Consider the following 11,082-nt stretch of genomic DNA (forward strand, 5'->3'; position numbering starts at 1 on the left):
GCCGAACTGCATCTCGAAGCCGTCGGCGGTTCTGCGGTAGGGGAGGGCCATCACACCCGCGTTGTTGATCAGCAGGTCGAGCCGGTCGCCCTTGTGCTCGGCCGCGAAGGCCCGTACGGACTTCAGGTCCGCCAGGTCCAGCGGCGCGACCCGCACATCCGCGCCCGGGGCCTGGGCCCGCATCCGCTCCGCGGCCTCCGTGCCGCGGGCCTCGCTGCGGCAGGCCAGCACCACCTGGGCGCCGTGGCGGGCGAGCTCGCGGGCGGTGATGTAGCCGATGCCGCTGTTGGCGCCGGTCACCACGGCGGTGCGGCCGATCTGGTCGGGGATGTCGTTCGCGGTCCAGCCCTTCATCTCGCACTCCTTCGCGGTCTGTCGCCGTCTGTACTACCAACCGGTAGCCATCGCCTCCGGCGACAGCCTAAGCGCGAGGCCGCGAAGGTGCGAGGCGTGCGGGGCGTAGGCGGACTGAGGGACGGTCGTCTACCGGTCGGCTGCGGCCCACGACCGGGGGGTATCGCTCTCGGGCAGGGTCACGGCGACCAACTGGATAAGGCTGTCGGCGGTTGCCGCGATCGTCTCGTTGACGTCCCGGGGCTCCCAGCCGAGCATGGAGCGGGCTTTATCGTTGCTGATGACGGGGATCCGGCCCTGCAGTGCCGCGGCGTCCCGCAGGGCTGGCTCGGTCTTCGCGGCCTCGCGTACCTGCTCGATCGTCAGTTCCCCGGCTGCCCTCCTCTCGGCCAGGACGGGGAGGTGCTTGCGCAGGATCCTCGCCACGCCGAAACCGTGGCGGCCGATAGATCCAGGTAACGGCGCATCCCGCTGACCGTCACTCCCGCCGAACGCAGGCAGGAGAGCGCCTCGACACGGGCCACGGTCGCCGGCTTGTACCGGCGCCGACCTGTTGGCCTTCTTCGCCGTCATGGCCGAGCCCGAACGCGACTACATCCGCGACAAGACCCTCGAAGGACAGGAGACCGCCCGCACGAAGGGCAAGGCGATCGGCGGCACCAAGGTCTCCGACGAGGACATGCTCGCCACTCCACGCCGACTGCGCGACGAGTTGGCTGAAGCTCCGGCCGGGGGCGGGGTCGACAGTCGTTCCTCACCGAGCCGTGCGGGATCCTCGATGAACACGCTCGTGATCATCTTGGCCGGGGCCAGGGCCGGGGCGCCGGGCACATGGGTTTTCGCGGTGTCCGGCGGTCTCACTCCTCGAAGTCGGTGAACCCGTAAGGGACATAGCCTTGCTCGATGAACCGGTCCTCCAGTTCGTCCTCATCGAAGTCGTCCTCGTCGAAGTCCTCGTCATCCTCATAGCCTTCGTCATCGCCCTCGCTGGAGGGATGGTCGACGAGCTTCACATAGTCGCCGTCCACGGCGATCTCACCGTCCAGCGGGGGGACCTCGACGCTCGCCCAATCGACGGTGACCTCGATCGCGTCGTCGAGTTCTCGGGAGAACATTCCGTCGGAGAGCGCCGTCTCCACCTTGTACGGGTCATCCGCGCCGACTTCGTGGCCGGTTGGCTTGCCCGATTCAAGGAAGGTGATGTCCGGATATCCATCGACTGAGCCCGGATCCACCGGCTTGATGCCGGTGGATGGTTCACCCAGAAACGAAGAAGTGCCTTGCGAACTGCGATGATGGGGTTTGTCTAGGACCACATCAGGCACGATCGACAAGGCACTTCCGAGATGCAATCTTCCCATGCCGCGGCGGCGGTCTCATCCGCGTTCGATGATCCGAACCTGATCCCGTACGGCGGGCTGGAGCGGGTGGTGCGGCTGGCCGAGCGGTGCGGTCTGCCCGCGCTGGTCGGGGAGACGGACCCTAGTACGGCTGAAGGGGTTGGACTATCCGTTGTGTGCTTCGAGCTCGGTCGCCAGCGTCTGTTGGGTGGCCGCCCACGACGCCAAGAGCGCCAAATTGTCAGCGGTCGGTGTGCCCGCGGGTGCGGTGTAGATGTTGAGGTGCAGGCCGGGTTCGGCGGGCAGTTCCAGGGATTCGACGTCCAAGTCGAGCTGGCCCACGATCGGATGGTGCATACGCTTGCGGCCGGACCGGTGCAGCCGCACGTCCTGAGATGCCCACCGCTGCCGAAATAGCTCACTGCACGTTGACAGTTCGCCGACTAGGGCGATCAGTTCCTCGTCGTGCGGATTGCGGCCGGCTGCCATGCGCAGCTTCGCGGCCGCGTCACCGGCAACCTGGTCGTAGTCGACAAAGAAATCTCTGGCCGTCGCGGGGTTCAGATAGACGAACCGCGCTGTGTTCGCGGGCCGTCGCGGGTCAGCCAGCACCGGTGAATACAGCGCGCGAGCGAGTTGATTCATGGCGAGCACGTCATAACGGCCGTTACCGATCCAGGCCGGCGCATCGGAGATCGCGTCGAGCACCTGCTGCAGCGTCGAGCGCACCGCCACGGCAGGCCTGCGCCGGCGTGGGCTGCGGGGCGCCCTCGATTGGCGCGCGAGGTGGAACAGGTGATCGCGCTCGGCTTCGTCGAGCTGCAAGGCAGAGGCCAACGCTTCGAGCACGCCGTCGGAGGCACCGGCGAGGCTGCCGCGCTCCATGCGCACGTAGTAGTCGACCGATACCCCCGCCAGTAGCGCGACCTCCTCGCGGCGCAGACCTTTGACCCGGCGGTTGCCGCCGTAAGCGGGCAGGCCCGCCTGCTCGGGTGCGATGCGGGCGCGACGTGAGCTGAGAAACTCCCGGATCTCGGTGCGTAGATCCATCGCGGTTATTTCCTCACCGTAAGCCCGTCCCGCAGTCTAATGGATACCCGATGCGGTCGTTGCGGTACCGCCGTCCACCGGGATGATGGCGCCCGTGAGGTAGGACCCAGCCCGGCTGGCGAGAAACACGGCGGCACCCGCCATGTCGTCGTCGCGGCCGAGCCGGCGCAGAGGGGCCGACGCCGCGATCGTGTCGCCGATGGCATCGAGCGTGGCCTCCATCATCTGCGACGGGAACACTCCCGGTGCTACCGCGTTCACCGTGACGTGCTGTGGGCCCAGCTCCCTGGCAAGTACCCTGGTGAGTTGATGGAGTGCCGCTTTGCTGCTGGCGTACGAGTAGTTGGGCGACGGGGCGACGTGGATGGCGGCGATGCTGCCGATGTTGATGATCCGTGCGGGATCATCGGCGGTGCCCGCCTTACGAAGTGCCGGGAGCAGTGCCTGCACCAGCCAGAACGGCGACTTGAGGTTGAGGTCGAGCACTGCATCCCAGGCCTCGTCCGGGAACGTCGCCAGCGGCTCGCGCCGCATCGCTCCCGCGTTGTTGACAAGGATGTCCAGGCGTTCCGAGTCGGCCTGGACAAGATCAGCGAGGCGCTGACACTCGTCGTGCCTGGACAGGTCGGCGGGGATTGCTCGCACGTCGCCGAATTCGGACAGTAGACGCTGTGCCTCCGCGCACGTGTCTGCGTTGCGTGAGCTGATGACGACGCGGGCGCCCGCCTGGAGAAGGCCGCGCGCTATCATCATCCCAATGCCTCTGGTGCCGCCAGTGACAAGGGCGTACTTTCCCCTCAGGTCGAAAAGTTCTGTGTGAGTGGTGAGCTGGTTCTCCGCCATTGGTCTAACGTCCCTTCTGTCGTAAAAGAATGCGCCGACACGGTCGCGTATTCGGGGCAGCTGAATTGAATGATGATGGTAAAGCTGCAGTGTGTTTCCATGGAGTGTTGTCGGCGCTTTCGACTCAACCAGGTTGACAGGCGTTTGGAACGTCGGGGAGACCCTGGTGATACAGGTACTGCCAGAACCCCCCTTCCCTGGTGCGCTGAGTCCGGATCACCCCGGCTTGATGCCCGTGGATGGTTCACCCAGAAACGAAGAAGTGCCTTGCGAACTGCGATGATGGGGTTTGTCTAGGACCACATCAGGCACGATCGACAAGGCACTTCCGAGAGGCAAAGTTCCCATGCCGCAGCGGCGGTCTCATCCGCGTTCGATGACCCGAACCTGATCGCGTACGGCGGACTGGAGCCGGTGGTGCGGCTGGCCGAGCGGTGCGGTCTGCCCAAGCTGGCCGGCGAGCACGTCCAGCTGCCCGCCTCGAAGGACGGCACCGGCGCCTTCCCAGCGGCGAAACTGATGTCGCTGGTGGGCGGCATGGCCGCGGGCGCCGACAGCATCGACGACATGGACCGGCTGCGGCACGGCGCGATGGGCCGCCTGTTCTCCGGAGTGCGGGCCCCGTCCACGCTGAGGTCGTTCCTGCGCTCCTTCACCCACGGGCATGTGAAGCAACTGCACGCCGTGGCCCGCCGGTTCCTGCACGAACTGGCCCGTCACACCCCGCTGCTGCCCGGCGCGGACCAGGCCGCCTACGTGGACATCGACGACACCATCCGCCGCACCCACGGCTACGCCAAACAAGGCGCCGGATACGGATACAGCAAGGTCAAGGGCCTGAATGCACTGCTCGGCGTCGTCTCCACACCCCTGTCCGCCCCCGTGATCGCCGCCACCAGGCTGCGCAAGGGACCCTCGAACTCCGCGCGCGGGGCGGCAGCGTTCGTCGCTGAGACCATCCGCACCGCACGCGCCTGCGGCGCCAGCGGCCTGCTGGTGCTGCGGGCGGACTCCGCGTTCTACGGCGCCGACGTCATCAACGCCTGCCGGGCCCTGGGTGCCCGCTTCTCCATCACCATGCGGATGAACGCCTCCGTCAAAGCCACCATCGCCCGCATCGACGAGGACGCCTGGACACCGATCAAATATCCCCAAGCGGTCTGGGACGAGGAGGGCCAGTGCTGGATCTCCGACGCCGAGATAGCCGAGATCCGCTACACCGCTTTCACTTCCAAGCCGAAGAAACAGCAGGTCACCGCCCGACTGATCGCGCGCCGCGTCAAGCGCCTGAGCGCCGGTACCGTCCCCGCCGGGCAGCGCACGCTTTTCGATACCTGGCGCTACCACGCCGCGTTCACCGACTCCCCGCTCGCCTTGAGGGATGCCGAGCGTGATCACCGCCGGCACGCTGTCGTCGAGCAGGTGGTCGCCGATGTCAAGAACAGCGGCTTCGCCCACGCGCCGTCCGGTCATTTCCAGGCCAATGCCGCGTGGCTCGCCCTGGCGGCCCTGGCACACAACCTGCCCCGCGCCGCCGGCGCCCTGGCCTCCGCGTTCCATGCCAGGGCGACCACCGCCACCATCCGTGATCGCCTGATCAACGTGCCCGCCCGCCTGGCCCGCTCCGCCCGCCGCCTCACCCTGCACCTGCCCGAGCGCTGGCCCTGGAGCGAGGACTTCACCCAGCTGTTCAGCACGGTGCATGCACCGCCGGCCCTCTGACGCTCCCTGACCGACCTGCCCGAAAGGGCCCGAGACCTGTGGACAGAGTGGAAGAGCTGGGCAGACCAGCGGCCACCCCATGCCCGAATCCGCAACTCAGCCCCAACACGGCCTGCACGACCCCGAAACGATCAACCGGGAATCAAGCCGGTGGATCCGGGCTGAGACAGTGATGCACGGGTGGAGATCGATCGAGTGGATGCATTCGCCCCGCTCGTACACATTCAATGCCAATTTCGCGCCGTGCCAGCACAGCAAGTAGACATTGCTGCTCTCGGAAAGCTCGGAATCCAGAGCGCGTTTGACCTCATCAAGGCTGCCGACGACGTAGTGGGCATCCTTACGGGCAGCTCCCGGGGACACGCTGAAGACCAACTCGTAGAAGCTCTTGGGCGACATGGCGGCCAGTCTAGGATGGCCGACATGACTGACCCTCGGCTGATCAAGAGCAGCATGATTCCGTCCGAAGGAAATATCGACGACTTCGCTGTGGCCGATGTGAATGGACGGCCATGGGCGGTGTGCGCCAGTCGTAGCGACGTGTGGACGTGGGATCTGATCGGGGGCGAGTGGCTGGAGCGGCCACTGGGCGATTTCGACAACGGGTCGTACGGAATTCCCGTGTACCCGGACTTCGAGCATATAGACGTGACTGTCGTCGATGGGCGGCTGCTGTTCGCCGCGGGCGGGCAGCATCAAGGGCCGGGTCTGTGGGATGTGATGAGCGGCGACTTGCTCAACGCCCCGCCGGAGTTCCGCAGCTGCGTTCACGCCCTGGGCATGACCTCGGCGGACGGGCGCATCACCCTCGTGGCCGGTGCGGCTGCTCCCGAGGTGTGGGTATGGGATCCGTCGGATCCCGAGGTCGAGGCGTGGGGTCCGACGGATGACGAGTACGCGGAGGAGCAGGAGTCGCGGGAGCTTCCCGGTCATTCCGGCGATATGAGTGATCTCGTGGTGGGGCGGCTGCGCGGGCGTCCGGTTGTGGTGTCGGGCGGTGATGGCGAGGTTCTGCTGTCGGATCTGGAGTCCGAAGAGCTGGTCCACAAGTGGTCCGCCGATGGACTGGTCCACGCCGTTGCCCTGTCCGAGGTCGACGGCCGTCCCGTGGTGCTGGCGGTGACCGACTCCGGCGAGCTGCGGAGCTGGGACGCGGTCGGCGGCGAGCCGGTCGGCCGCTTCCTCACGGGTCACACGGAGCGCGTGTCCACCTTGGCCGCCGCTGTGGTCGGAGCCCGTACGCTCGCGGTGACCGGCAGCGACGACGGGACCGCCCGGGTCTGGGACCTCGCCGAGGGGCGGCAGATCGGGGCGCCACTGGCCGGACACGAGGGCGAGATCTGGGCCGTGGCGATCACGCTGATGGACGGCCGCCATGTGGTGCTGACGGCGGGCCGAGGCGGCGTCGTGCGAGTCTGGGACCCAGCGGTCTGACCTCGTGTCGCCAGATCAGCCTTTCAGGTCGTAGAAGTGGATCGGTGGGTTCGGCTTGACCCCGATCCGCGGGTGCACGGGCGCCCCTTCCTGGCACAGCGCATCAGACCGCGACGGGGTCGGGCCGCGACGACGGGGTCGGCTCGCCTCGCCGTTGGACGGCATGGTCCGGTTGCCGGGTGCGGGTATCGTCTCGCGCCTTCGGCGCAGAGCGGCCAACAGCCGGAAGGGGAGGGGTGCCGGAGGTATCGTCGCCGTCCAGCGCAACGGGCCGTCACCGGCCGGCGGGCGGTGGGACGGTGGATGGTCGCCCGAAGCGATGGATGTCGGTCTGGTACGGGCCTCCCTCCACCCCCTCTAAAAAAAGTGCTTGCTCTACATCAAGCGTTTTTCTGAGAGGGGGTGGGGGTCGGTGCGGATCGGCACTCGAACCACACGTCCTTGCCGGTGGGCGTGGGCAGGACGCCCCATTGGTGGGCGGTGCTGCTGAGGATGAACATGCCGCGCCCGCTCTCGGCGCACCAGTCGGGTTCGCGGACGGTGGGGAGCGTGGGCGCCGTGTCGCTGACCGTGGTGCGGATGCCGTCCGGGGTGTTCTGGAGGCGGAGGTGGCACTCGCCGGAGTCGGTGTGCTTGTGGACGTTCGCCAGCACTTCGGTGGCGCAGAGCGCCACGGCGTCGATGAGGTCGTCGCGGCCCCAGAGCCGCAGATGGGCGCCGATGATGCGGCGGATGGGGACCAGTATCTCCGGAGCGGTGTGCAGGTGCTGTTCGTAGCGCTGGGGGACCTCTTCAACTGCCATGGCGGGCACGGCCTTTCGGTGACGGTCGGTGATGCGGTGATAGTGGTCCGTCACGTATCGCTCAGGCAAGTTATTCCTTAGTAGTCACTCGTATGAGTGATGAATGTGCGCAAGGCGCTTGTTCGGAAGTGCGGTCGCGGAGCAGCATGCCGTCATGGCACAGAGCGATATGCCCACCATGCGCAGTCGTCGTCTCGGCGCGGAGCTGCGCCGACTCCGCATCGAGGCGGGCTTGAAGGTCCATGAGGTTGCCGAAGTACTGGAGTGCGGGCAGCCGAAAGTCAGCCAGATCGAGAACGGAAGGCGAGGCATCCGGCCGCTGGATCTGACGGTGCTGCTCAAGCACTACGGGGTCGAGGACGAGCGCCAGTGCGCGAGCCTCAGGCGGCTGGCGAAGGAGATCCACAAAGTCGACTGGTGGAGCAATCAAGGTCCCCTGTTGCGCGACGACTTGCGAGACCTCCTCACCCTTGAGGCGGACTCCGAGCTGGTGCGCACCTACGAGTCCATGCTCATTCCGGGTTTGCTGCAGACCGAGGAGTACATGCGGCAGACGTTCGCGGTGCACCCCTCCGAGCGCGTGGAACTCCTCGTCGAGACACGGATGAGGCGCAGGGAACTGCTCAACGATCAGTCCGGGTTCTGCCTACGCGCCATCATCGACGTACCCGCGCTGCACCGCATCGGCGGATCTCCGGATGTGGTTCTGGAGCAGCTCGAACATCTTCAGCGCGAGGCGAAACGGCCCAACGTGAACATCCAGATCCTGCCGCTTGACGCACCCCTGCCACTGGAACAGTGTCCTCCGTTCACCATCTTCCGCCAGAAGGGCGAACCCCCGGCTGACATCGTCTGGTTGGAGCACATCACCGGTGGTAGCTTGCTCGAACGGCGGCAGGACGTTCTGCCGTACTCGACGGCGTGGGACGAGCTGACGGCCGCCGCACTGCCTCCCACCGCATCTCTGCAGTACATCCACGACCTCACTTAGGAAGCAGACCGTGATACCTGAGCTTGACGGCGCGATGTGGCACAAGAGCAGCTACAGCGGCAGCGCGAACAACTGCGTCGAACGCGGCATCCTCCCCACCGGCCGCCAGGCCGTCCGCGACACCAAGGATCGTGCGCTCGGCGCGCTGCTCTTCAAGGCATCGGCCTGGCAGGCGTTCGTGGATGCCGTCCGGGATGGCGAGCTTGATGGTTAGGCCGTCTAACCTGGCGCGATGACTACTCAGGTGATCGTCCTCAATGGTGGTTCCAGCTCCGGGAAGTCCAGCCTCGCCAGGGGGCTGCAGGCGGTTCTGCCGGATCCATGGCTGACGTTCAGCGTCGACACGCTGATCGAGGCCATGCCCGCCTCCATGGAGGGGGCGACATCTGGGATCGAGATCGCTCCGGATGGCGGGGTGAGCGTCGGGTCCGAGTTCAGGGCGCTGGAGGCCGCGTGGATCGAGGGGATCGCCGCGATGGCCCGGGCCGGGGCTCGGATCGTCGTCGACGAGGTGTTCCTGGGGCAGGCGGAGTCCCAGCAGCGGTGGGTGAAGGCTCTGCGCGGCCTCGGAGTTCTGTGGGTCGGGGTCAGGTGTGAGCCCAAGGTCGCCGCGGCCCGTGAGGCCGCCCGTGGGGATCGGGCCGCGGGAATGGCCGCGTTGCAGGCGGATGTGGTCCACCAGGGCGTGAGCTACGACCTGGAGGTGGACACCACGCACACCGAGGCCCTGGAGTGCGCGCGGGCCATCGCCGCTCATGTCGGCTGAGCGGCCGGCTGCTAAGAGGCCATTGCAGAATGACTTCGCGTTGGCCGGGAGCGTGCGGCAGGCGGATTGACCTTGCTGCTGCGGAATGCAGTGTCGGTGAGGCAGGTTGCACCGGGGCATGAAGGCCATTGGTGTTTACGATTTCGGCGGCCCGGAAGTGCTGCGTGTCCTGGAGTTGCCCGAGCCGCAGGCGGGCCCCGGTGAGGTCCGTATCCGCGTGCACGCGGCCGCCGTGAATCCGACCGACGTCCTGCTGCGGACCGGTGGCCACGCCGTGCGCATGTCCGACCGCCAGCCCCCGTTCGTGCCCGGGATGGACGCCGCCGGTGTGATCGACCAGCTCGGACCCGGGGCTGATGGCCGGCTCGCCGTGGGCCAACGGGTGGTCGCAATGGTGCTGTTCACCAGTGCGCTCGGCGGAGCCTACGCCGAGCAGATCGTGGTGCCTGCTGCCTCGGTGGTGCCGGCGCCCGAGGGGGCGGACTTCGCCGCCGCGTCCACGCTGCTGATGAACGCCATGACCGCACGCCTCGCCCTGGACGCGCTGGCCGTGCCGCCCGGCGGAACCGTCGCCGTGACCGGTGCGGCCGGTGCTGTCGGCGGGTACGCGGTTGAGCTGGCCAAGGCCGACGGGCTGACCGTCGTCGCGGACGCCGCCCCACACGACACCGACCGGGTGCGCGGGTTCGGCGCCGACCACGTCGTCAAGCGCGGCACCGATGTCGCCGCTCGCATTCGCGCGCTGGCATCCGACGGTGTTCTCGGTCTCGTGGATGGCTCGATGCAGACCACGGAGATCCTGCCCGCCATCGCCGACGGCGGGACCCTGGCCGAGCTGCGGGGCTGGTCCGGCCCGGCTGAGCGCGGCATCCGCGTGTGCCCGGTGATGGTGACGGACGGCATCACCGACACCGAACGGCTGGATACGCTGCGCCGTCAGGCCGAGGACGGCACCCTGACGCTGCACGTCGCCGACGTCCTGCCCGCGGACGAGGCGGCCAAGGCTCACCGCATCCTGGAGGCCGGCGGCGTGCGTGGCCGGTTGGTGCTGGACTTCTCCTGACGGTTCCGTTGCTCCTGCCTCGCCCGCCGCGTCGTGCCGAACTCAGCGGCATCAATAAGCGCGCTCCATGACCTGCTTGAGCGTGGCGAGGTCGCGCGTCACCGCATCCGTGTCGCGCTGGAAGTCCTCGTCGCTCATGTCCGGCTGTCGGCGGAGGGTGAACACCACCTCGCAGCCGCTGCCGTCAGCGATCACTCGCACCGGGTTGTAGACGGTCTCGCCCGACGGCAGCGTGACATCGTGATCGAGGACGCCGAACTCGTTCTCGGGCGCGAAGGCGACCACGACCCGCCCCAGGGGCGAGGAGTCAGCGATCCACTGCCCGTCGATCTCGGCGATGGAGGTCCCCAGCCCGTGCGCCCACTGGGGCAGGTTGGAGGGGGTCGACGCGTAGTCGTAGACGGCCTTGGCGGGGCGGTCGATATGTGTGCTGATGTGGCGCGATTCCGAGGCGGTGTTCTTCATGGCCCCGACGGTACGGTGCCGCTGCCGACGTGGTCTTGAACGAATCGGTCATAGCTGAGCAGGAACGGCGAGCAGATCGCGCAGGTGGGCCGCGTAGCCGGACGGGTGGCTGGTGTTGCCGTTGTGGCCGCCGGGCAGCTCCACCACCGCCGTGTCGAGCGCGTCCGCCAGGGCGTAGGCGCAGCGGCGGTCGAAGACGCCCTCGGGGGTGGTGCGGCCGACGGCCGGGATGATGCGGGTGCTGTCTCGTA

The 11,082-nt window shown here is 67.5% G+C and carries 16 protein-coding genes and 1 pseudogene; 7 read left to right on the forward strand and 10 right to left on the reverse strand.

The features are described from left to right. The 3 genes from CCN51_RS38220 to CCN51_RS59735 all read right to left on the reverse strand — a co-directional run. Nucleotides 1-354, reverse strand: a 354-nt coding sequence (locus tag CCN51_RS38220; RefSeq protein WP_143676013.1) for an SDR family NAD(P)-dependent oxidoreductase, incomplete at its 3' end; no start/stop codon positions are given. A gap of 129 nt (nt 355-483) precedes the next feature. After that, nucleotides 484-780, reverse strand: a complete 297-nt coding sequence (locus CCN51_RS38225) for a hypothetical protein (RefSeq protein ID WP_014179855.1) — start codon at nt 778-780, stop codon at nt 484-486. After that, nucleotides 717-878 (reverse strand): hypothetical protein, encoded by a 162-nt coding sequence (locus tag CCN51_RS59735; RefSeq protein WP_107426164.1) that lies wholly within the window; start codon nt 876-878, stop codon nt 717-719. Before CCN51_RS59735 ends, CCN51_RS38225 begins: the two co-directional genes overlap by 64 nt. Nucleotides 879-925: 47 nt before the next feature. Between CCN51_RS59735 and CCN51_RS58295 the strand changes: the two genes are divergently transcribed. Beyond that, entirely contained in the window at nt 926-1,231 is a 306-nt protein-coding gene (locus tag CCN51_RS58295) for a hypothetical protein (protein ID WP_238545477.1), read from the forward strand. Here CCN51_RS58295 and CCN51_RS38240 read toward each other — a convergent pair. From CCN51_RS38240 to CCN51_RS38250, 3 genes are all read right to left on the reverse strand, one after another. After that, the gene (locus tag CCN51_RS38240; protein WP_143676014.1) at nt 1,212-1,679 is read right to left on the reverse strand and encodes a hypothetical protein; all 468 of its coding nucleotides are present in this window, start codon (nt 1,677-1,679) and stop codon (nt 1,212-1,214) included. The two genes, CCN51_RS58295 and CCN51_RS38240, sit on opposite strands and share 20 nt — an antisense overlap. Before the next feature lie 180 nt (nt 1,680-1,859). Further along, nucleotides 1,860-2,744 carry a helix-turn-helix transcriptional regulator gene (locus CCN51_RS38245; protein WP_014179858.1) on the reverse strand — a complete coding sequence of 295 codons (885 nt, stop codon included), beginning with the start codon at nt 2,742-2,744 and terminating at the stop codon, nt 1,860-1,862. Nucleotides 2,745-2,780: 36 nt separating this feature from the next. Next, nucleotides 2,781-3,587: an SDR family oxidoreductase gene (locus CCN51_RS38250; protein ID WP_014179859.1), complete on the reverse strand. Its 807-nt coding sequence runs from the start codon at nt 3,585-3,587 to the stop codon at nt 2,781-2,783. A gap of 303 nt (nt 3,588-3,890) precedes the next feature. Here CCN51_RS38250 and CCN51_RS38255 point away from each other — a divergent pair, with 303 nt between their 5' ends. Beyond that, nucleotides 3,891-5,309, forward strand: coding sequence for an IS1380 family transposase (locus tag CCN51_RS38255; RefSeq protein ID WP_078610649.1), 1,419 nt, complete (start codon nt 3,891-3,893; stop codon nt 5,307-5,309). Nucleotides 5,310-5,405: 96 nt separating this feature from the next. Here the strand turns inward: CCN51_RS38255 and CCN51_RS38260 are convergent, their stop codons facing one another. Then, nucleotides 5,406-5,708 (reverse strand): hypothetical protein, encoded by a 303-nt coding sequence (locus tag CCN51_RS38260; protein ID WP_014179861.1) that lies wholly within the window; start codon nt 5,706-5,708, stop codon nt 5,406-5,408. Nucleotides 5,709-5,732: 24 nt separating this feature from the next. Here CCN51_RS38260 and CCN51_RS38265 point away from each other — a divergent pair, with 24 nt between their 5' ends. Then, the gene (locus CCN51_RS38265) at nt 5,733-6,743 is read left to right on the forward strand and encodes a WD40 repeat domain-containing protein (RefSeq protein ID WP_014179862.1); all 1,011 of its coding nucleotides are present in this window, start codon (nt 5,733-5,735) and stop codon (nt 6,741-6,743) included. Between the two features lie 380 nt (nt 6,744-7,123). Here the strand turns inward: CCN51_RS38265 and CCN51_RS38270 are convergent, their stop codons facing one another. Then, nucleotides 7,124-7,546, reverse strand: coding sequence for an ATP-binding protein (locus tag CCN51_RS38270; protein ID WP_063647668.1), 423 nt, complete (start codon nt 7,544-7,546; stop codon nt 7,124-7,126). Nucleotides 7,547-7,700: 154 nt separating this feature from the next. Here CCN51_RS38270 and CCN51_RS38275 point away from each other — a divergent pair, with 154 nt between their 5' ends. The 4 genes from CCN51_RS38275 to CCN51_RS38290 all read left to right on the forward strand — a co-directional run bounded on the left by CCN51_RS38275 (nt 7,701) and on the right by CCN51_RS38290 (nt 10,366). After that, complete coding sequence (locus tag CCN51_RS38275) at nt 7,701-8,537, forward strand: helix-turn-helix domain-containing protein (RefSeq protein ID WP_043491670.1); 837 nt, start codon at nt 7,701-7,703, stop codon at nt 8,535-8,537. A gap of 10 nt (nt 8,538-8,547) precedes the next feature. Further along, nucleotides 8,548-8,751, forward strand: coding sequence for a DUF397 domain-containing protein (locus CCN51_RS38280; RefSeq protein ID WP_014179865.1), 204 nt, complete (start codon nt 8,548-8,550; stop codon nt 8,749-8,751). 18 nt (nt 8,752-8,769) lie between these two features. Then, on the forward strand, nt 8,770-9,303 hold the full coding sequence (gene cpt / locus CCN51_RS38285; RefSeq protein ID WP_078610650.1) for a chloramphenicol phosphotransferase CPT: 534 nt from the start codon (nt 8,770-8,772) through the stop codon (nt 9,301-9,303). A 118-nt stretch (nt 9,304-9,421) separates the two neighbouring features. After that, nucleotides 9,422-10,366, forward strand: coding sequence for an NADP-dependent oxidoreductase (locus tag CCN51_RS38290; protein WP_014179867.1), 945 nt, complete (start codon nt 9,422-9,424; stop codon nt 10,364-10,366). 51 nt (nt 10,367-10,417) lie between these two features. Here CCN51_RS38290 and CCN51_RS38295 read toward each other — a convergent pair whose 3' ends face one another. Beyond that, complete coding sequence (locus CCN51_RS38295; RefSeq protein ID WP_014179868.1) at nt 10,418-10,831, reverse strand: SRPBCC family protein; 414 nt, start codon at nt 10,829-10,831, stop codon at nt 10,418-10,420. Nucleotides 10,832-10,879: 48 nt separating this feature from the next. Further along, a pseudogene (locus tag CCN51_RS38300) lies at nt 10,880-11,082 on the reverse strand (alpha/beta fold hydrolase); the annotation flags it as partial.

This window comes from Streptomyces milbemycinicus (assembly GCF_002154605.1).
Lineage (GTDB): Bacteria > Actinomycetota > Actinomycetes > Streptomycetales > Streptomycetaceae > Streptomyces > Streptomyces milbemycinicus.

Excerpts from the sequence above, each read along its gene's own strand:
- CCN51_RS38265 (WP_014179862.1), top strand. The coding sequence starts at position 5,733 with ATGACTGACCCTCGGCTGATCAAGAGCAGCATGATTCCGTCCGAAGGA.
- cpt (WP_078610650.1), top strand. The coding sequence starts at position 8,770 with ATGACTACTCAGGTGATCGTCCTCAATGGTGGTTCCAGCTCCGGGAAG.
- CCN51_RS38270 (WP_063647668.1), bottom strand. The coding sequence starts at position 7,546 with ATGGCAGTTGAAGAGGTCCCCCAGCGCTACGAACAGCACCTGCACACC.
- CCN51_RS38290 (WP_014179867.1), top strand. The coding sequence starts at position 9,422 with ATGAAGGCCATTGGTGTTTACGATTTCGGCGGCCCGGAAGTGCTGCGT.
- CCN51_RS38260 (WP_014179861.1), bottom strand. The coding sequence starts at position 5,708 with ATGTCGCCCAAGAGCTTCTACGAGTTGGTCTTCAGCGTGTCCCCGGGA.
- CCN51_RS58295 (WP_238545477.1), top strand. The coding sequence starts at position 926 with ATGGCCGAGCCCGAACGCGACTACATCCGCGACAAGACCCTCGAAGGA.
- CCN51_RS38250 (WP_014179859.1), bottom strand. The coding sequence starts at position 3,587 with ATGGCGGAGAACCAGCTCACCACTCACACAGAACTTTTCGACCTGAGG.
- CCN51_RS38295 (WP_014179868.1), bottom strand. The coding sequence starts at position 10,831 with ATGAAGAACACCGCCTCGGAATCGCGCCACATCAGCACACATATCGAC.
- CCN51_RS38245 (WP_014179858.1), bottom strand. The coding sequence starts at position 2,744 with ATGGATCTACGCACCGAGATCCGGGAGTTTCTCAGCTCACGTCGCGCC.
- CCN51_RS38275 (WP_043491670.1), top strand. The coding sequence starts at position 7,701 with ATGGCACAGAGCGATATGCCCACCATGCGCAGTCGTCGTCTCGGCGCG.